18 protein-coding genes are annotated in these 18,753 nt (G+C 66.7%); 6 read left to right on the plus strand and 12 right to left on the minus strand.

Annotated features, from left to right (window positions below; genetic code table 11):
• Window positions 1-44: 44 nt before the first annotated feature.
• The 8 genes from greB to AC1RM6_RS04500 form a co-directional block, all read right to left on the minus strand.
• Window positions 45-536 (minus strand): transcription elongation factor GreB, encoded by a 492-nt coding sequence (greB, locus tag AC1RM6_RS04465; RefSeq protein ID WP_493098484.1) that lies wholly within the window; start codon window positions 534-536, stop codon window positions 45-47.
• Complete coding sequence (locus AC1RM6_RS04470) at window positions 533-1,336, minus strand: TrmH family RNA methyltransferase (RefSeq protein WP_493099536.1); 804 nt, start codon at window positions 1,334-1,336, stop codon at window positions 533-535. The genes greB and AC1RM6_RS04470 overlap by 4 nt, the downstream gene beginning before the upstream one ends.
• A 120-nt stretch (window positions 1,337-1,456) precedes the next feature.
• Window positions 1,457-1,732, minus strand: coding sequence for an HPr family phosphocarrier protein (locus AC1RM6_RS04475; protein ID WP_493098485.1), 276 nt, complete (start codon window positions 1,730-1,732; stop codon window positions 1,457-1,459).
• A complete protein-coding gene (locus tag AC1RM6_RS04480; RefSeq protein ID WP_493098487.1) occupies window positions 1,729-2,136 on the minus strand; it encodes a PTS sugar transporter subunit IIA in 408 nt (135 codons plus the stop codon). Before AC1RM6_RS04480 ends, AC1RM6_RS04475 begins: the two co-directional genes overlap by 4 nt.
• Window positions 2,133-3,086 (minus strand): RNase adapter RapZ, encoded by a 954-nt coding sequence (rapZ, locus tag AC1RM6_RS04485; RefSeq protein ID WP_493098489.1) that lies wholly within the window; start codon window positions 3,084-3,086, stop codon window positions 2,133-2,135. The genes AC1RM6_RS04480 and rapZ overlap by 4 nt, the downstream gene beginning before the upstream one ends.
• Window positions 3,083-3,523: an HPr kinase/phosphorylase gene (locus tag AC1RM6_RS04490; RefSeq protein WP_493098491.1), complete on the minus strand. Its 441-nt coding sequence runs from the start codon at window positions 3,521-3,523 to the stop codon at window positions 3,083-3,085. Before AC1RM6_RS04490 ends, rapZ begins: the two co-directional genes overlap by 4 nt.
• Window positions 3,520-5,100, minus strand: coding sequence for a sensor histidine kinase (locus AC1RM6_RS04495; RefSeq protein WP_493098492.1), 1,581 nt, complete (start codon window positions 5,098-5,100; stop codon window positions 3,520-3,522). The genes AC1RM6_RS04490 and AC1RM6_RS04495 overlap by 4 nt, the downstream gene beginning before the upstream one ends.
• A complete protein-coding gene (locus tag AC1RM6_RS04500; RefSeq protein WP_493098494.1) occupies window positions 5,087-5,794 on the minus strand; it encodes a response regulator transcription factor in 708 nt (235 codons plus the stop codon). The genes AC1RM6_RS04495 and AC1RM6_RS04500 overlap by 14 nt, the downstream gene beginning before the upstream one ends.
• A 275-nt stretch (window positions 5,795-6,069) precedes the next feature.
• Here AC1RM6_RS04500 and AC1RM6_RS04505 point away from each other — a divergent pair, with 275 nt between their 5' ends.
• From AC1RM6_RS04505 to AC1RM6_RS04530, 6 genes are all read left to right on the plus strand, one after another.
• Window positions 6,070-7,668 (plus strand): phosphoenolpyruvate carboxykinase, encoded by a 1,599-nt coding sequence (locus AC1RM6_RS04505; RefSeq protein WP_493098496.1) that lies wholly within the window; start codon window positions 6,070-6,072, stop codon window positions 7,666-7,668.
• Window positions 7,669-7,751: 83 nt separating this feature from the next.
• Window positions 7,752-8,195 (plus strand): hypothetical protein, encoded by a 444-nt coding sequence (locus AC1RM6_RS04510; RefSeq protein WP_493098497.1) that lies wholly within the window; start codon window positions 7,752-7,754, stop codon window positions 8,193-8,195.
• A 186-nt stretch (window positions 8,196-8,381) separates the two neighbouring features.
• Window positions 8,382-9,530 carry a GGDEF domain-containing protein gene (locus tag AC1RM6_RS04515; RefSeq protein ID WP_493098499.1) on the plus strand — a complete coding sequence of 383 codons (1,149 nt, stop codon included), beginning with the start codon at window positions 8,382-8,384 and terminating at the stop codon, window positions 9,528-9,530.
• Between the two features lie 178 nt (window positions 9,531-9,708).
• Window positions 9,709-11,166 carry an IMP dehydrogenase gene (gene guaB / locus AC1RM6_RS04520; RefSeq protein WP_493098501.1) on the plus strand — a complete coding sequence of 486 codons (1,458 nt, stop codon included), beginning with the start codon at window positions 9,709-9,711 and terminating at the stop codon, window positions 11,164-11,166.
• Between the two features lie 21 nt (window positions 11,167-11,187).
• On the plus strand, window positions 11,188-12,366 hold the full coding sequence (locus AC1RM6_RS04525) for an RsmB/NOP family class I SAM-dependent RNA methyltransferase (protein ID WP_493098503.1): 1,179 nt from the start codon (window positions 11,188-11,190) through the stop codon (window positions 12,364-12,366).
• Between the two features lie 35 nt (window positions 12,367-12,401).
• Window positions 12,402-12,926 carry a tetratricopeptide repeat protein gene (locus AC1RM6_RS04530; protein WP_493098505.1) on the plus strand — a complete coding sequence of 175 codons (525 nt, stop codon included), beginning with the start codon at window positions 12,402-12,404 and terminating at the stop codon, window positions 12,924-12,926.
• Window positions 12,927-13,067: 141 nt separating this feature from the next.
• On the opposite strand, the gene rsmA is transcribed toward AC1RM6_RS04530, so the two are convergent.
• The 4 genes from rsmA to AC1RM6_RS04550 all read right to left on the minus strand — a co-directional run bounded on the left by rsmA (window position 13,068) and on the right by AC1RM6_RS04550 (window position 18,606).
• Complete coding sequence (gene rsmA, locus AC1RM6_RS04535; protein ID WP_493098507.1) at window positions 13,068-13,919, minus strand: 16S rRNA (adenine(1518)-N(6)/adenine(1519)-N(6))-dimethyltransferase RsmA; 852 nt, start codon at window positions 13,917-13,919, stop codon at window positions 13,068-13,070.
• A gap of 17 nt (window positions 13,920-13,936) precedes the next feature.
• Window positions 13,937-14,932, minus strand: a complete 996-nt coding sequence (pdxA, locus tag AC1RM6_RS04540) for a 4-hydroxythreonine-4-phosphate dehydrogenase PdxA (RefSeq protein ID WP_493098509.1) — start codon at window positions 14,930-14,932, stop codon at window positions 13,937-13,939.
• Between the two features lie 19 nt (window positions 14,933-14,951).
• Entirely contained in the window at window positions 14,952-16,244 is a 1,293-nt protein-coding gene (locus tag AC1RM6_RS04545; RefSeq protein WP_493098511.1) for a peptidylprolyl isomerase, read from the minus strand.
• 121 nt (window positions 16,245-16,365) lie between these two features.
• The gene (locus tag AC1RM6_RS04550) at window positions 16,366-18,606 is read right to left on the minus strand and encodes an LPS-assembly protein LptD (protein ID WP_493099538.1); all 2,241 of its coding nucleotides are present in this window, start codon (window positions 18,604-18,606) and stop codon (window positions 16,366-16,368) included.
• Between the last annotated feature and the right edge of the window lie 147 nt (window positions 18,607-18,753).

The raw sequence follows: 18,753 nt of genomic DNA on the forward strand, positions 1-18,753 counted from the left end.
GGCCGGGCAGAAATGTTCGGCCTTCGATTTTCACGGAAAGCGGATCACGCGTCGGGGTAGGCGATCGCCTCTATTTCCCATTCCTTGTCGCCGGCGGGCAGCCTTACCCGCCGCACGTCGCCGATCGCCGCGCCCTTGAGCGCATGTGCCATAGGCGACCGCCAACTGATGCGCCCGGCGCTGGCATCGGCCTCGTCCTCGCCGACCAGCGTCACCGTGCGGCTCTGGTCATCCTCGTCGACGATCGTCACCGTCGCCCCGAAATAGACTTTCGACCGGTCGGCCTGTTGCGCTGGGTCTACGACCTTTGCGGCCTTCATCCGGCGCGACAGATGGCCAAGTTCGCGGTCGATGTCGCGCAGCTTGCGGCGGCCATAGATATAATCGCCATTTTCCGAGCGGTCGCCATTGCCGGCTGCCCAGCTGATGACTTCGACCAGGGCGGGGCGGTCGATCGAGAAGAGCTGTTCATATCGTTCGCGCATCGCCCTGAATCCCGCGGGCGTGATATAATTCGGACGTGGCTCGCTGCTCATCGCGCGCGCTGCTGGTTGAGCACCTCATAGGCCATCACCGCGGTCGCCACCGCGGCGTTCAGGCTGTCGGCCTTGCCCAGCATCGGCATCTTCACCAGCAGGTCGCATTCGGCCTCATAGGCCTCCGGCAGGCCCTGCGCCTCGTTGCCAACCAGGATGAAGGTCGGGCTCTCGTAACGCGGCGCCTGATAGTCGTGGGTCGCCTTCAGGCTGGTGCCGACCAGCTGTCCCGGCCCGCTGCGCAGCCAGGCGAGGAATTCGGCCCAGCGCGCGGTGGCGATCCGCTGGGTGAACAGCGCCCCCATCGTCGCCCGCACGCTCTCGACCGAGAACGGGTCGACGCAGTCGTCGACCAGGATCAGTCCGCCGGCGCCGACCGCATCGCCGGTGCGCAGGATCGTGCCCAGATTGCCGGGATCGCGCAGCGATTGCGCGACGATCCAGATCGGCGCCGCGCTGCGGTCGATCCGCGACAGCGCGGTATCGAACTCGCGATAGACGCCGATCACGGTCTGCGGATTGTCCTTGCCCGACAGCTTCGACAATATGTCGCGGTCGGTCTCGATCGCTTCGCCGCCCTTCGCCTCGACCTGCTCGACCAGTCTCTTAGTCAACGGGTGCTCGGCGCCGTCCTTCGCGAAGAAGATGAAATCGGGCAGGGTGCCGCTGTCGGCGGCCTCGGTCAGGATCCGCAGCCCTTCGGCCAGGAACAGCCCTTCGTCGCGGCGATGCCGCTTCTCGCGAAGCGATCGCACGCGCTTGATCAGCGGATTCGAATAAGCGGTGATCTGGCGGGGCAGGGCGGTGGCTCCGGGTTGGTCGTGCGACAGCTATAGAACGAACCGGCATCGGGTGAAATCACCCGGCGATTCGCCTGGTTCGGAAATGAGAAGCCCGTGGCGCAGGTGCCCGGCTCCGGCTCAGTCCTCGCCGAACTTGCCTTCGACCAGTTCGACCAGCACGGCGAGCGCCTTTTCGGCATTGTCGCCCTTGGTCGAGATGATCACGCTGTCGCCCTTGGCGGCCCCGAGCATCATCAGCCCCATGATCGAGGTGCCCGCGACCTTCGATCCATCCTTCTCGACCTCGACCTCGGCGCTCTGGGCGCTCGCGAGGGTGACGAACTTTGCACTGGCGCGGGCGTGGAGCCCGCGAAGGTTGGTGATCTGAACTTCCCGCTGGAAGAATATGTTCATGCGGCAGCCTCTCCAAGCACCTCGGACGCGACCGATATATATTTTCGGCCTGCATCCCTCGCCGCCGCCACCGCGGCCTTGATCTTCATCATCTTGCGGGCGCCCTCCAGCCGGATCAGCATCGGCAGGTTGATGCCCGCGATCACCTCGACCCGGCCCGGCTCCATCAGCGAGATCGCCAGGTTCGACGGAGTCCCGCCGAACAGGTCGGTCAGCAGGATCACACCGTCGCCGCCATCGACCGATTTCACGGCCTTGGCGATGTCCGCGCGACGACTTTCCATGTCGTCGTCGGCACCGATGCAGATCGCCTCGATCGCCTTTTGCGGGCCGACGACATGCTCCATCGCCGTCACGAATTCGGCGGCCAGCCGGCCATGTGTAACAAGCACCAATCCGATCATTGTCCCTGTCCGACTATCCCTGTCACACCCCCCAGGTTCGGCATCGCACTCTCCGCCGCGCCTGACTTCTTCGGACTCAGATCGCGATGGCGGAGCGTGGGCGAAAATCCCGCTTCGCGCAACCGTACAGCGATCGATTCCGCCATATGCACCGAACGATGTTTGCCGCCGGTACACCCGAAAGCGATCGTGACGTAGCTTTTTCCTTCGGCCTCGTAGCGCGGGAGCAGCAGCAGAAGCAAATCCTCGATCCGCCGGCGCGCCTCGGCATAGATCGGATCGGCCATGATATAGGCGCCGACCTCGGGTTCGAGCCCGGTCTTCGGGCGCAACGCCGGGTCCCAGTGCGGATTGCGCAGGTAGCGCACGTCGAACACCAGGTCGGCGTCGCGGGGGACCCCGCGCGAGAAGGCGAACGACATCACCGTCAGGCTGGCGCCCTGCGCGCCCTGATCGCCGAAACGCAGCCGCAGCAGCGCCTGCAGGTCGTTGGTGGTGCGGCCGGTGGTCTCGATCAGATGATCGGCGGCTTCGCGCAGCGGCGCGAGCAGTTCGCGCTCATGGGTGATGCCGTCCTCGATCGGCCGGTCGAGCGCCAGCGGATGGCGGCTGCGGGTTTCCGAATAGCGCCGGGCGAGCTCGGCGCCCGAGGCATCGAGGAACAGGATGCCGGCATCGCGCCCGTCGGCGCCGCGCAGCAGCCGGACCTTGCGCAGGATATGGTCGATGTCGAAATCGCGCGTCCGGCTGTCGATCCCGATCGCGATCGGACGATGTTCGTCGGCGGCGCCCTCGGGTGGAGGGGCACTCAGCAACTGATCGAGCAGCGACAGCGGCAGATTGTCGACCGTCTCCCAGCCCATATCCTCGAAGGTCTTGAGCGCGGTCTTCTTGCCCGACCCCGACATGCCGGTGACGAACAATATCTTCGACGGGCCGGTGCCGGTCATGCGGCGCCATCCTTCAGCCCGTGGAGTCGCAGCGCCGCTTCGGCCTTGATCGGCGCCGATGCCTCGAACGGCGCCAGCGGCAGCCAGGGTATCTCGATCCCGGCCAGCACCACCCGTCCGGCGCCGTCGGGCAGCCGCTCGGGAGGCTGGTCGAGCGCGAGCATCAGCGCGACCGGCGCCTCGGCCTGGCACGGGCGCTCGACGATCCCGATCCCGCGCATTTCGATACGGCCGGCGATCCGCGGCGCCGCCTGTGCGAACAGCACCCCGTCATGGACCGCCAGCAGGCTGTAATCGTCGCTCAGCAGGATCGCGCCACGATCGATCAGCCGCAGCGCCAGGTCGGACTTGCCGCTGCCCGACGCGCCGCCGAGCAGCAGCGCGCGTCCGTCGATCACGACGCTGGTGGCGTGGATCATGTCGGGGGCGTCGCTCATCGGCTCGCCGCGGGCAACCGGATCACGAACTTGGCGCCATTGGGCGCATTGTCACGATCCTGGACCCTGATATTGCCATTATGCCCCTCGACGATCGCCTTGGCGATCGCGAGGCCGAGACCGCTATGGCGACCGAATTCCTCGCTTTCGGGGCGCACGCTGTGGAAACGGTTGAAGATCGCCTCGCGCTCCTCGGGGGGGACGCCCGGGCCCTCGTCCTCGACGCGGATCAGCACTTCCTCGTCGACCCGGGTCGCGGTGACCTGGACCAGGCCGCCCGGTGGCGAGAAGCTGATCGCATTCTCGACCAGATTCTGCATCACCCGGGTCAGCCGCGATCCGTCGCCGAACACCACCGCGGTGCCGCGGTGCGGGCGCGCGAACGCCACCCTGATGTCCTTGTTGATGCCGCGTTCCTCGCGGGTCGTCAGCAGCCCTTCGATCATGATGCCGAGATCGATCGTCTCGAAGCGGGCGCGGGCGAGTTCGGCGTCGACCCGCGACGCTTCCGAAATATCGGTGATCAGCCGGTCGAGCCGGCCGACATCGTCTCGGATCACGTCGATCAACTGGCTCTGCAGCGCCGGATCGCTGACCAGCCCGAGGCTGTCGACCGCGGAGCGCAACGAGGCGAGCGGATTCTTGAGCTCATGGGTCACGTCGGCGGCGAACGCCTCGGTCGCGTCGATCCGCTGGCGGATGGCCATGCTCATGTCGGACAGGGCCCGGGCGAGGGTGCCGATCTCGTCACGCCGCGACGGCAGCCGCGGCACCTGGACCTCGCGCGCGCGGCCCAGCCGCACCCGGTGCGCCGCCAGCGCCAGCCGCCGCAGCGGGCGGACGATCGTCCGCGCGAGAAACAGCGAGATCAGCACCGACATCGTCACCACGATCGCCAGCACCACCCCGAGCCGGAAACGTTCGGCGCGCACGATCCGGGTGATGTCGCGCTGATTCTCGGTCGACAGCAGGATCTGGCCATGGGCCTGGTTCGAGCCGGGCAGCAGGGTGGCGGCGCTGATCACCGGGGTGCGATCGGGGGCGCGTTCGGCGGTGGTCACCATCGCGCGGGTCGCCAGCGCCTGGGTGACTTCGTCCCAATTCTCCAGCGCGTCGACCTTCGGCTCGTCGAACGTTTCGGGACGTTCGGCGCCCACCACGCTGTCGATCACCCGGTCGAGGAAGCGCGCGACCCGCTTCTGCCATTCCTCCTGGCTCGGATCGCGCAGTTCGTAGGTCGGGCCCGACCGTTTCCAGCTGTCGAAAGCGGGTGCGGTTCCACGCGCCGCCGGATAGGCATAGATGCGCAGCCGGGCGCCGGTCAGCATGCCCATCTTGGCGAGCAACGCGCTTTCGCGCTCGTCGGGGACCAGCGCGGAGGCTTCGGCGATCAGCCGCGTCTGGGTCGCGGCTTCCTCGAGCCGGGCGTCGACCAGCTTCGAACGATAGCTGTCGAGATAGAAGAAGCCGCCGGCGAGCAGCGCGAGCGCGAAGATGTTGACCGCGAGGATGCGGCTGGTGAGCGAGCCCGACAGCCAGTCCCTGGCCGTGCCGCCTTCGTCGTTATTCCTCCGCAAAGCGGTATCCCACGCCGTACAGCGTCTCGATCGCCTTGAACTCGCCGTCGACCTGGCGGAACTTGCGGCGAAGGCGCTTGATATGGCTGTCGATGGTCCGGTCGTCGACATAGACATCGTCCTGATAGGCGGTGTCCATCAGCTGGTCGCGCGACTTGACGAAGCCGGGGCGCTGGGCGAGCGCCTCGAGGATCAGGAATTCGGTGACGGTCAGGGTCACGTCCCGGCCGGCCCATTGTACCCGGTGGCGGGCCGGATCCATCTCCAGCCGTCCGCGCACGATCCGTTCGGCGGGCGGGGCGTCGGCCGCCGGCTCGTCCTGCGCGCGCGCCTCGGTCCGGCGCAGGATCGCACGGATGCGCGCGATCAGCAGCCGCTGCGAGAAGGGCTTGGTGATATAGTCGTCGGCACCCATCGCCAGGCCGAGCGCCTCGTCGAGCTCGTCGTCCTTCGACGTCAGGAAGATCGTCGGGATCGCGCTCTTCTCGCGCAGCCGGCGCAACAGCTCCATCCCGTCCATCCGCGGCATCTTGATGTCGAGCACCGCAAGGTCGGGGGGATTGTCGAGCAGCGCCTTCAACGCGGTCTCGCCGTCCGAATAGATGCGAACGCTGAACCCCTCGGACTGGAGGGCGATCGACACCGACGTGAGGATGTTGCGGTCGTCGTCCACGAGCGCGATCGAAGCCGACATATGACCGGATGGCCTCCCGAGAGGAATGGGCCGGTGCCTTGAACGCGACGGCCCGGAAAAAGCGCGCCTTGCCTAGCGCAGGGCCGAAATAGGTTCAACCACGGTTGCACTTTGGCTTTACGATGACGATCCTTGCAACTAAGCGCACCGGGTGAACAGGATGTGAAGCGCGGGGGAGAAATCGGCGCGGTACTGCCGTCCGATATGCCCGGATGCGATGCGTCCACCCATTTTCGGCAGCGGCTGCACCACGCCGCGCGGTCAAGGAGATTCAAGTGTCCCAGTCCATTCCCGCCTTCGGCCTCGATCGCCAGGGCATCGCGACCGACGCCGAGCTTTTCTGGAATCTCGGCACCGCGCCGCTGGTCGAAAAGGCGGTCATCCGCGGCGAAGGCGTCCTCGCCAAGGACGGCCCGCTGGTCGTCAAGACTGGTGCGCACACCGGCCGTTCGGCCAATGACAAGTTCATCGTTCGCGACGCGGTGACCGAGGACACGGTGTGGTGGGGCAAGACCAACAAGGGGATGACGCCCGAGCACTTCGCCGCGCTCAAGGCCGACTTCCTGGCGCATCTGGCGACCAAGGACACGCTGTTCGTCCAGGATCTGTTCGGCGGCTCGCAGCCGGGTCACCGGGTCAATGTCCGGGTGGTGACCGAATTCGCCTGGCACAGCCTGTTCATCCGTACCCTGCTGGTGCGTCCCGAACTCGCCGATCTGGCGGCGTTCGTGCCCGAATTCACGATCGTCGACCTGCCGAGCTTCCAGGCCGACCCGGCCCGCCACGGCAGCCGCAGCGGGACCGTGATCGCCGTCAATTTCACCGAGAAGCTGATCCTGATCGGCGGCACCAAATATGCGGGCGAGATGAAGAAGTCGGTGTTCGGCATCCTCAACTACAAGCTGCCGGTCGATGGCGTGATGCCGATGCACTGCTCGGCCAATATCGGTCCGAACGGCGACACCGCGGTGTTCTTCGGCCTGTCGGGCACCGGCAAGACGACGCTGTCGGCCGACGCTTCGCGTACCCTGATCGGCGATGACGAGCATGGCTGGTCGGACGAGGCGGTCTTCAATTTCGAAGGCGGCTGCTACGCCAAGATGATCCGGCTCTCGGCCGAGGCCGAGCCCGAGATTTTCGCGACCACCAAGCGCTTCGGCACCGTGCTCGAAAATGTCGTGATCGACGAGACCACCCGCGAGATCGACCTCGACGACGACAGCCTCGCCGAGAACAGCCGCGGGTCCTACCCGATCGATTTCATTCCGAACGCCTCGGCTGAAAATCTCGGTCCGGTGCCGAAGAACATCATCTTCCTGACCGCCGACGCCTATGGCGTGCTGCCGCCGATCGCCAAGCTGACCCCCGACCAGGCGATGTATCATTTCCTGTCGGGCTACACCGCGCGCGTCGCCGGCACCGAAATCGGCGTGACCGAACCGAGCGCGACCTTCTCGACCTGCTTCGGCGCGCCGTTCATGCCGCGTCACCCGTCGGTCTACGGCAATCTGCTCAAAGAGCGGATCGCCAAGGGCGGGGTCGATTGCTGGCTGGTCAACACCGGCTGGACCGGCGGCCAATATGGCGTCGGCTCGCGCATGCCGATCAAGGCGACCCGCGCGCTGCTCAACGCCGCGCTCGACGGTAGCCTCAACGGCGCCGATTTCGTCACCGACGCCAATTTCGGCTTCAAGGTGCCGACCGCGGTGGCCGGGGTCGACAGCAAGATCCTGCAGCCGCGCGAGACCTGGGCCGACAAGGCGGCCTATGATGTGACGGCACAAAAGCTCGTCGGCCAGTTCATCGAGAATTTCGAGCAATTCGCCGACCATGTCGACGAAGGGGTTCGTCAGGCGGCGCCGAAGGCCGCCTGACCGCAATTTCAACGGCCGCAGGGCCTTTCGAAAGGGCGCCCCGGTTTCGGCCGGGGCGCCCTTTCTTCTTTTGGGGGAATGCCATGACCGAAGAACCGCGCCTCTTTGCCGAGGCCGATCATATCCGTGCGATCGGGCGGGGGCTGCTCGACCGCAGCCTGCCCAAGCAGGAATGGACCCATGAGGCGCATCTCGCGGCGACCCTGTGGATCATCGTCGAACGGCCGGACATCGTGCCCGAGACCGACATGCGGGCGATCATCGCCGGTTATAATGAAGCGGTCGGTGGGGTGAACGACGACAAGGGCGGCTATCACGACACGATCACCCACAGCTTCATCGCGGGCGTCCGCCACTGGCTCGCGGGCAGCGAGGCGCGGGACCTGCTCGACCGGGTCAACGGCCTGCTGCTGTCGCCGCAGGGGCGCCGCGACTGGCCGCTCGGCTTCTACAGTCGCGATCGGCTGTTCTCGGTCGAGGCGCGGCGCCATCGCATCGATCCTGACCTGGCGCCATTCCCTGGTTAAGCGCAATCTCGAAAGTGCCGATGCATCCTTGATCGATAGGCTCGAGCGCCGCACGAGATGATGTCGGATCCGGTGAGTCGGGCTCACCGGAATCCGGCATTAGACTTCGGTCTCAAGCTGCACCCTTTCTTAAACAGTCCCGCTTATGTCGGAGGTGTAATCAACAGGATCGGCGTGGGGCCCGCGATGTACGAAGGTAAAACTCCCTCTTCCGGCAATGAGGGACGCGGCTGGAGCCGCATCGGTGCGATGTTCGGCAAGGGCGAATCTGGTGCCGACGGCGCCGATGGTATCGCCGAAACCGCCTCGGCACCGGCGCTGCAGCCCGGCGAGGGCAGGGCGATCGACCTGTTCGATCGGGTTGGCGGCTTCCTGCGCGCCAACCGGCTCGATCCGACCCCGATCAACTATGATCTCGCCTATCAGTTCTTCTGTTCGGACGATCCCACCCTGGTCGCCGCGGTCGATGCCGCGATCGCGCGCGACGGCCTGCTGCGCCCTGATGTCGCGCAGGAGATTTCCGAAGCGACCGCGAACAAGGTCTCGGTCGAAATGGTCGACCAGTTGATCGGTCGCGCGCATCAGAGCATGACGATGGCTGCGGGCCTCGTCACCCAGTCGACCGCCGATGTGAAGGCCTATGGCAATGCGCTGGCCCGCGGCGCCGCCGCCTGCGACGCTGGCGGTGATTCGGCGGCGCGCGCGATCAGCCTGCTGGTCGATCTGACCCGCACGATGATGGGCAAGACCGAGGATGCGGAGCGCCGGCTGCGCGAAATGGGCAACCAGATGGAATCGCTGCGCGACAATCTCGCCGAGGCGCAGGCTTCGGCCGAGAGCGATCCGCTGACCGGTCTCGCCAACCGCCGCGCCTTCCAGGCCAAACTGCTCGAGGCGATGGAGCAGGCGTTCGCCGAGGAAACCCCGCTGTCGGTGGCCTTTTGCGACATCGACCATTTCAAGTCGGTCAACGACAATCATGGCCATGACACCGGCGATCGCATCCTCAAGCTCGTCGCCGAGGCGCTCGTCGACGGCGCGGGCGAGGACAGCTTCGTCGGCCGCTATGGCGGCGAGGAATTCCTGATCCTGTTCGATGGCATCATGGCCCGCCGCGCCGCGATGCGCGTCGACGAGATCCGCGACGAACTGTCGAACCGCAGCCTCGTGTCGCGGACCACCGGCGAGTCGCTCGGCACGATCACCTTCTCCTCGGGGATCGCCCAGCTCGAACCCGGCGAGGATTTCGGCGCCTTGCTCCGCCGCGCCGACGAGGCGCTCTACAAGGCCAAGAACAATGGCCGGAACCGCGTCATCATCCACGGCGAGGAGTAGGCATCTGTCGCCCCGGCGGAGGCCGGGGCCGCCCAAGAGGCACGCGCGCTTTCGGCTTGCGGTTTCGCGTTCCTTTGGATCGCCGAGTCCGCTCGCCGCATAATCACCACTGGCGATCCGGCCGACATCGACATATACGGCCTCGAATCCTTATCTCCCCCGCGCAGGATTCGACCTCATGGACATCAGCCTCGGCCTCACCTTCGACGATGTGCTTCTCCGGCCGGCGGCGTCCGATGTCCTGCCCAGCCAGGCCGATACCAGCAGCTTCGTGACCAAGGCGATCGCGCTCAACATCCCCATCCTGTCGTCGGCGATGGACACCGTGACCGAGGCCGACATGGCGATCGTCATGGCGCAGCTCGGCGGACTCGGCGTCCTCCACCGCAACCTGACGATCGAGCAGCAGGCCGCCGCGGTGCGCGCGGTGAAGCGCTTCGAATCGGGCATGGTCGTCAACCCGATCACCATGCGTCCCGAACAGACGCTCGCCGACGCGCTCAGCTTGATGGCGACCAACAAGATTTCGGGCATCCCGGTGGTCGAGGCCGACGGCAAGCTGGTCGGCATCCTCACCAACCGCGACGTCCGCTTCGCCGAAAATCCCAACCAGCCGGTGTCCGAGCTGATGACCAGCCAGAATCTGGCGGTGGTCCGCCTCGGCGTCGGCCAGGAGGAGGCGCGTCGTACCCTTCACCAGCGCCGGATCGAGAAGCTGCTGGTGGTCGACGACAGCTACCGCTGCGTCGGGCTGATCACGGTCAAGGATATCGAGAAGGCGGTGAACTATCCGTCCGCCACCAAGGATCTGACCGGCCGGCTGCGCGTCGCCGCGGCGACGACGGTCGGCGATGCCGGCTTCGCGCGGACCGAAGCGCTGATCGATGCCGAGTGCGACCTGATCGTCATCGACACCGCCCATGGCCATAATGCCGAGGTCTCGCGCGCGGTCGAGAGGGTGAAGCGGCTGTCGAACTCCGTCCAGGTGATCGCCGGCAATGTCGCCACCGCCGAGGCGACCCGGGCGCTGATCGGCGCCGGCGCCGACGGCATCAAGGTCGGCATCGGACCGGGATCGATCTGCACGACTCGCGTCGTCGCGGGGGTCGGTGTGCCGCAGCTGACCGCGGTGATGGAATCGGCCGAGGAAGCCGCCAAGAGCGGCATCCCGGTGATCGCCGACGGCGGGCTGCGCACCTCGGGCGATCTCGCCAAGGCGCTGGCCGCCGGCGCCGGTTGCGTGATGGTCGGCTCGCTGCTGGCAGGTACCGCCGAGGCGCCCGGCGAAACCTTTCTTTATCAAGGGCGGGCCTACAAAAGCTATCGCGGCATGGGCAGCGTCGGCGCGATGGGCCGCGGCTCGGCCGACCGCTATTTCCAGGGCGACATCAAGGATCAGATGAAGCTGGTACCCGAGGGTATCGAGGGGCAGGTCGCCTTCAAGGGGCCCGCCCGCGACGTGATCCATCAGCTTGTCGGCGGCGTGAAGGCGGCGATGGGCTATACCGGTTCGCGCACGATCAAGGATCTGCAGGAGCGCGCCCAGTTCGTGCGTATCACCAATGCCGGGCTTCAGGAAAGCCATGTTCATGACGTCGCCATCACCCGTGAAGCACCCAATTATCCGACCCGTTAAACTGTTGCGGAAGGGCGGACGATGACCCCGGCTGCCCGCGCCCAGGCGGCGATCGAACTGCTGGACGAGATCATCGTCGCCGCGCGCGACGGCGGTGCCGCGGCCGATACGCTGATCGCGCGCTATTTCAAGGCGCGCCGTTATGCCGGATCGAAGGATCGCCGCGCGGTGCGCGACCTGATCTACCGCGCGATCCGCCGTTCGGGCGACCGCCCGCCGAGCGGACGGTCGGCGCTGATCGGGGTCGCGGTCGACCTTCCCGAACTGGCGGCGTCGTTCGACGGATCGGCGCACGGGCCGGCGCCGATTGCCACGGACGAGAAACCCGCTCGCTACGGCGTCCTGCCGAAATGGCTCGCCGAAAAGCTGGCCGGCCGGCTCGATGCCGCCGAGCAGGCGGCTCTGCTCGAACGCGCCCCGCTCGACATTCGCGTCAACCGCCGCAAGGCGGATCGCGACGCGGTGGTCGCGCTGTTGTCCGATGCCGTCGCGACCCCGCATGCGCCAAATGGGCTGCGGCTGCCCGAGGGCACCGCGGTCGAGGGGCTGCCGGCGTGGGAACAGGGGCTGATCGAGATCCAGGACGAGGGCAGCCAGCTGATCGCGCTGGCCGGCCGCGCGCGGCCGGGCATGACCGTGATCGATCTGTGCGCGGGCGCCGGCGGCAAGACGCTCGCGCTCGCCGACGATATGGACGGGCAGGGGCGGCTGATCGCGAGCGACAGCGACCGTGGCCGGCTCGGCCGGCTCGAACCGCGCGCGGCGCGGGCGGGGATTGCCGTCGAGACCCGCTTGCTCAACCCCGGTCGCGAACTCGAGGCGCTCGGCGAGCTTTCGGAACAGGCCGATCTCGTCCTCGTCGATGCGCCCTGTTCGGGCACCGGGACCTGGCGCCGCAATCCCGAGGCGCGCTGGCGGCTCACTCCGAAACGGCTCGCCGATCTGGTCGCGCTGCAGGCGCGGCTGATCGACATCGCAGCCAAGCTGGTGCGGCCTGGCGGGGCGCTGGTCTATGCGGTCTGCTCGGTGCTCGAGGATGAAGGCGCCGCCCAAGTCGCCGCCTTTCTGGCCCGGCATCCGGAATATCGTTCGGATAAGGATCTGTTCATCGCAGGCCGCTACGATGGCCCGGGTAAGCTGCTCACGCCTGCGCGTGACGGGACCGACGGATTTTTCGTCGCCAGGCTCGTTCGCGCATGATAGCTTGGGATCGCTCTCAGGTTCTGGAGATGTTGATGCGTTTTTCGCCGATTGCCCTGGCACTGTCTGCCGCACTGCTGACCGTTTCGAGCGGCGTGAATGGCCAGAAGGCCGACGATCAGATCAATCCGCGGTCGATGGCGCTGCTGACCGAAGGCCAGGGCCAGCTGCGGGCGGGCAATCTCGAAGCCGCCAACGACGCGCTCGAGACCGCGCTCGCGGTCGATCCGCGCAACCGTGCGGCCTTCATCGCGCTGGGTCGGGTGGCGCAGGCGCAGCAACTGCCCGGCAAGGCGATACGGATGTATTTCGAGGCGCTGTCGCTCGAACCCAATGATGTCGGCGCGCTCGGCGCGCAGGGCGAGGCGATGGTCCAGAAGGGCGCCGTCGAGCGCGCCCGCGCCAATCTCGCCAGGGTCAAGGCGCTGTGCAAGACCGAATGCGCGCCGGCGACCGAGCTCGCCGCCGCGATCGCCAAGGGGCCGCCGCCCGCGGTCGTCGCAGCCCAGAACGCCACCAAGGTTCCGCCCAAGGGGCAGGAAGCCACCAAGCCCAACTGAGATAGTGGACCCGTCCCTTCGGGAGGACGGGAGCCGCTTTTAGAGCATTTTCAAGTCAGGTGGAATCACCTGACGGCTCGGAAAATGCGGCAAACAAAGACAATTTAGAGCATGTTCTGATCAATCTGATCAGGACATGCTCTAACGCGACCGTTCGAGCGCACGGCCCAGCGCGACGAATTCGTCGACGCTGACCGTTTCGGCGCGACGTTCGGGGGCGATCCCGACCCCGGCCAGCAGGTCGACCGCGCCCGGCACCGACTTCAGGCTCTGCCGCAGCATCTTGCGCCGCTGGCCGAACGCGGCGGCGGTCAGCGTCTCGATCATCCGCATCGATACCGCTTCGGGCTGTACGCCGGGCACGACATGAACCACCGCCGACATCACCTTGGGCGGAGGGACGAAGGCTGACCGGTGGACGTTCATCGCGATCTTCGCGCTCGCGCGCCACTGGGCGAGCACCGACAGCCGGCCATAGGCGTCGGTGCCGGGCTGCGCGACGATGCGATCGGCGACCTCGCGCTGGAACATCAGCGTCAGCGACCGCCACCACGGCGACCAGGCCTCGGTGGTCATCCAGCGCACGAACAGGGCGGTGCCGACATTATAGGGCAGGTTCGAGGCGATATGCGCGCCGTCGCCGGCCTCGGCGCGCTCATCGATCCGCATCGCGTCGTCGGCGATCACCCGCAGCCGGCCGCCCGATGCCTCGTTCAGTTCGGCGAGGGCCGCGAGGCAGCGATCGTCGCGTTCGACCGCGACGACGTCGGCCCCTGCCTCGAGCAGCGCCCGGGTCAGGCCGCCGGGACCGGGGCCGACCTCATAGACCGTCGCCCCGTCGAGATCGCCCGGGACCCGGGCGATCCGGTCGAGCAACTGGCTGTCGAGCAGGAAATTCTGGCCCAGCGCCTTGCTGGCCGACAGGCCATGCCGTGCGATCACGTCGCGCAGCGGCGGGAGGCCCGCGATCGGCTTTGCCTTCGACGCCGTCATGTCAGGGCCGTATCATGTCAGGGATTGGCGAGGCGGTTGCGCGCGGCGACCCCCGCCAGCGCGATCGCCGCGATCATCGCCCCCGGATGCGCCATGTCCTTGCCGGCGATCGCGAACGCGGTGCCATGGTCGGGTGCGGTGCGCACGATCGGCAGGCCCAGCGTCATGTTGACGCCCTCGTCGAAATGCAGCGTCTTGAGCGGGATCAGCGCCTGGTCGTGATAGAGGCACAGCGCGCAGTCATATTGCGCGCGCGCACGGGGATGGAACATCGTGTCGGCGGCGAGCGGGCCGACGATGTCGATCCCTTCGGCCTGCAATATCTCGACCGCGGGGATGATCAGATCGATCTCCTCGGTGCCGATCGCGCCGCCTTCGCCGGCATGAGGATTGAAGCCGGCGATCGCGAGGCGCGGACGCTCGATCGCGAAATTCTTCGCCAGCCCGCGTTCGGTGGCCCGCGCCTTCGCAAGGATCAGGTCGATCGTCACCGTTCCGGCGACGTCCTTGAGCGGCATATGGGTGGTGATCGGCACCGCGCGCAACGTCGGGCCGGCGAGCAGCATCACCGCATTGCTCGTCGCGATGCCGCAGCGCTCGGCGACGAACTCGGTCTGGCCGGGATGGGTGAAGCCGATCGCATAAAGCTGCGCCTTCGACACCGGACCGGTGACGAGCCCGCCGACCATCGCTGAACGGGCGAGGCCGACCGCCATCTCGAGCGAGTCGAGCGAACAGCGCGCGCCGGTCAGATCGGGTTCGCCGGGCACGATATCGCCGGTGTCCTCGATCTGGATCAGCGGCAGCCCTTCGTCGAAACAGGCGGTCGCCTCGTCGGGCGAATAGATCCGCTTGATCGGCCCGTTCCACACCGCCTCGATCGATCGGCGATCGCCGACCGCGAAGAAGACCGGCAGGTCATGTTCGCGCCGCGCGGCCCAGGCCTTGGCGACGATCTCGGGGCCGATGCCCGCGGGATCGCCCAGCGCGACGGCGAGCGGGGCTATCTCCATGCGAAGACCGCCCCGTTCATCATCGATACTCGATCACGGCGTCGCGCCGCAGATCGCGCAGATAGCGTCGCGCGCGACGGTTGACGCGCTCTTCCTCGAGCTGCGACGAGATCTGGTCGAACGAGGGGTCCGAACTGACCGCCGCATCGTCACGTCCGCACAGCACCAGCGAGCGCACGCCGTCGTTGAGCGATCCGAACGGCCGGGTCGCCTGGCCGACCTGGGCGTTGATCAGCAGTTCCTGGAGCTGCGGCGGCAGGTCGCGGACCTTGACCTGATCATTGTCGACCACGGCCGCACCGATCGAGGCGGCCACCTCGGCGACCTTGCCGCAACCCTGGATCGCCGACACCGCCTTGGCGAAGGCTTCGACCTTCGGCGCGGCCTGGGCCTGGGTAGTGCCCTCGGGGAAGGTGATGCTGACCTGCTTGAGCGCGAGCACGGCATCGCGCGCGTCGGCGGTGAGCACCTGGCGTTTGTCGACTAGCACGATGATCGAATAGCCGCCGGGGATCGCGATCGGCGCGCTGACCTGGCCCGTCGTCATCGCCTTGGCCGCGGTTGCGAGCTGGTCGGGGATCTGCTCGGCCTTGACCCAGCCGAGATCGCCGCCGACCGCGGCGCTCGACGATTCCGAAAACTGCCGCGCATAAGCGGCGAAGGAACCGCCGCGGCGCAGCTGCTCGATGATCCGCTCGGCATTCTGCTCGGCTTCGGGCATCGCCTCGGGGGTCGCCGACAGGAAGATCTCGCCGATATGATATTCGGGCGCGCCCTTCGAGGCGTTGAGCCGCGCGATGATCGCGTTGACCTCTTCCTCGCTGACGTTGACGAACGGTTCGACCCGGCGGCCGAGCACGCGCTTCCATGCCATTTCGCCTTCGATCTGGCGCTTGAGCGAGGCTTCCGACGACCCGATCGTCTTCAGGAATTTCGCGAACTCGGTCGGCGAACGCTTCACCTGCGAGCCGACCCGGGCAAAGGTCTGGTCGATCTCGGCCTGGGGCACGTCGATCTTCTGCGCGGCGGCTTCCTGGATCTCCAGCGTCTCGTCGATCAGGTTGCGCAGCACCTGCAGGCGCAGCCGCTCCTTTTCCTCGGCCGGAATCTCGGCACCGTTGGCGAGCGCCAGCGCGAGGCGGTGGTCGACGTCGGTGCCGGTGATGATCGTGCCGTTGACGATCGCGGTGGCCTTGCGGATGTTCGGATCGCTGTTGCCGAAGATCATGATCTCCTTGGGCAGATCCAGCCCCTGGGCGCTGTCGTCCTCGACCGTCTGCGACAGCAGCGGGGTCGCGGAAATCATGGCCATGGCCGCGAGGCCGCCAAGAAGCACACGCGTGGCAGATCGCGGAAAACTGACTTTCACCTTGTTCGGACCCTCAAACCCCGGAATGACCGCAGCCAATCGCACTCTTCAACTGAACGCACGCTTAGCGGCCCAAATTCTTGAGCGCCACCCGCAACATGAATGTATTCCCTCGCCGGGCGTCGCCCGCCTGGTCATAATCGCGCCGCCAGGTCATGCCCAGTTCGATGCAATCATCGTCGTAGAGGATGCCCAGGCGATGCCGGACCGGATCGAACCCGTCCGATGTCGAGGTCGGATCCTCGCCCTTGCTGGTCAGGTCGATCACCGTCGACCCGAAGATCGACCAATAGCGCGCGAACTGGATGCGGCCGCCCAGTCGCACTTCCTCGCGGTCGCGCAGATCCTCGATCGAGGTGTCGATGTCGCGGTTGAGCTTGAGATAGCCGATCGTCGCATAGGTCTTGCGCGACCCGATGTTCATGTCGACCTCGTTGCGCCGGATCGCCAGATTGTCCTTGTCGAGCCTGAAGCGGTGGGTGATCTCGAGGAACCGGCCATATTGCAGGGTGGTACGGCCGACGATGTCCGACAGCCGGTCGGCCAGCCCGGTTCCGACCGGCAGGATCGACGGCTTGGCGTTGAGCCGGTAGCTCTGGCCGATCACCGTGCTGAACGCGATGCCGGGCAGGTCGATCGCCCATTCGGCGCCATAGGTGACGCGGCTGCTGTCTTCCCAGCGGTCATAGCCGGCGAAGCGGTTGAGCGCGAAAAGGTTCGAATCCTCGAGGTCGATCGACCGCGCATCCTCGTTGGGGATGCTCAGATTATGCGTCTTGGGCGAGGCGACCAGCTGGATGCGCGGGGTGATGCGCTGCGATCCCGAACCGAAATCGCCGATGAACGGCCAGCGCATGTCGGCGGCGAGCGCGCCGATCAGCCGCGGGGTCCAGCCCGGATCGCCGCGATAGCTGACCGTCGTCGTGCTCAGCACATCGGAGGTATGATAGATATCGCCGCGGCCATAGGCGGTGAAGGTCACCTCCTGGCCGAGCGGGGTATAGCGACGCAGATTCCATTCGGCCGAAGTGAAGGCACGCTGGGTGTCCTGCCCCTCGGTGCGCAATATGCTCAGGCTGTTCGCCTGGAACTGGACCGAGCCGCCGAGCCAGGGGTCGGTCAGCCGGCGCCGATAGTCGATCGCCGGCAGCGCGATCGCCTGCTTGCTCTGCGGATCGCCGGCGCGCAGCGTCTGCACCGCCCAACCGGCGATCGACAGATAGGAATCGCTGTCGATGCGCTGCGCCTGGACCACGCTGCGCAGCCGGTCGTCGTTCGAGATGTCGTAGCGGCGCAGGAAGGTGCGGTCGGTGGTGGCGCGCAGCGACGCGTCGATCGTCCAATAGGGATCGAGCTGGAAACGGCCATTGGCGTCGATATAGCCGCGGATATTCTCGTTGCGGGTGTCGGGGGTCGACGTCGACGTCGAGGCCGGCCGCCGCGCGCCATAGGTGATCATGCCCTTGGCCTGCCACGCGCCGATGCTGCTGAGATCGCGATACTGCGCCTCGATCGATGGCAGCACGTTCGAATAGACGTGCGGGGTGAGCGTCAGGTCGCGATTGGGCGCGAGCTGCCAGTAATAAGGCACCGCCAGCTCGAACCCGTTGACCCGGCTATAGCGGATGTCGGGCAGCAGCAGGCCCGAATTGCCCGATCCACTGCCGTCGGGATGCGACAGGCCGGGCAGCCAGATGATCGGCGTCCCCAGCAGGCTGATACGCGCATCGACATAGCTGATCCGGTGCTTGTTCGGATCATGGACGACCTTGACCGCGCTGATCTTCCAGACCGGATCCTTCGGGCAGCCCTTGCTGTCGACCACCGCGCAGGGGGTGTAGGCGGCCTTGGTGAGGGTGCTGACGCCATCCTTGCGGACGCCATGCTCGGCGGCGAGCCGGCCGCCGTCGTTGAGCACGAGCAGCAGATTCTCGACCACCCCGTCGCGCAGCGAATCGGTCAGGACGACCGAATCGCCATAGACGATGTCGTTGCCGGCGTTGACCACCGCGACATTGCCCTGCGCCCGCACTTCGCCGGTCTTCTGATTCCATTCGACCTTGTCGGCGCGCAGCCGGTCGCCGCGCCGCGCCATCCGGACATTGCCGATGGCGGTCGCGATCTCGGCATCGCTGTCATAGGTCAGCGTGTCCGAGGCGAAGGTGATTTCCTGCTCGTTGACCGGAGTCGGCGCGTCGCCCTGCGTCGGCGGGCCGGCGGCAGGCTCGATCAGGTTCTGGGCGCTGAGCGGCGATCCTGCGATCGATAGCGGGAGCACGGCCAGCAGGACGATATTCGACTTGATCACATCACCCCATCGGCCGACCGCGCTGATCGCCCGCCTATCGCACTCATGACGCAGGGCTGCAATCCTCTGGAAACATGCGCGGCGCTTCGTCACGGCACGGCGGGCGACCTTCGAAATTTCGCAATGCCGCTTTTGCAACCGGCC

Source organism: Rhizorhabdus sp. GW822-FHT03C02, assembly GCF_058801765.1.

Bases quoted from the DNA above. Each gene is read 5' to 3' on its own strand.
- guaB (WP_493098501.1), top strand. From the start codon at position 9,709: ATGGACATCAGCCTCGGCCTCACCTTCGACGATGTGCTTCTCCGGCCG.
- rapZ (WP_493098489.1), bottom strand. From the start codon at position 3,086: ATGACCGGCACCGGCCCGTCGAAGATATTGTTCGTCACCGGCATGTCG.
- AC1RM6_RS04525 (WP_493098503.1), top strand. From the start codon at position 11,188: ATGACCCCGGCTGCCCGCGCCCAGGCGGCGATCGAACTGCTGGACGAG.
- AC1RM6_RS04510 (WP_493098497.1), top strand. From the start codon at position 7,752: ATGACCGAAGAACCGCGCCTCTTTGCCGAGGCCGATCATATCCGTGCG.
- AC1RM6_RS04500 (WP_493098494.1), bottom strand. From the start codon at position 5,794: ATGTCGGCTTCGATCGCGCTCGTGGACGACGACCGCAACATCCTCACG.
- rsmA (WP_493098507.1), bottom strand. From the start codon at position 13,919: ATGACGGCGTCGAAGGCAAAGCCGATCGCGGGCCTCCCGCCGCTGCGC.
- AC1RM6_RS04515 (WP_493098499.1), top strand. From the start codon at position 8,382: ATGTACGAAGGTAAAACTCCCTCTTCCGGCAATGAGGGACGCGGCTGG.
- AC1RM6_RS04530 (WP_493098505.1), top strand. From the start codon at position 12,402: ATGCGTTTTTCGCCGATTGCCCTGGCACTGTCTGCCGCACTGCTGACC.
- greB (WP_493098484.1), bottom strand. From the start codon at position 536: ATGAGCAGCGAGCCACGTCCGAATTATATCACGCCCGCGGGATTCAGG.
- AC1RM6_RS04545 (WP_493098511.1), bottom strand. From the start codon at position 16,244: ATGGCCATGATTTCCGCGACCCCGCTGCTGTCGCAGACGGTCGAGGAC.
- pdxA (WP_493098509.1), bottom strand. From the start codon at position 14,932: ATGGAGATAGCCCCGCTCGCCGTCGCGCTGGGCGATCCCGCGGGCATC.
- AC1RM6_RS04480 (WP_493098487.1), bottom strand. From the start codon at position 2,136: ATGATCGGATTGGTGCTTGTTACACATGGCCGGCTGGCCGCCGAATTC.
- AC1RM6_RS04490 (WP_493098491.1), bottom strand. From the start codon at position 3,523: ATGAGCGACGCCCCCGACATGATCCACGCCACCAGCGTCGTGATCGAC.
- AC1RM6_RS04475 (WP_493098485.1), bottom strand. From the start codon at position 1,732: ATGAACATATTCTTCCAGCGGGAAGTTCAGATCACCAACCTTCGCGGG.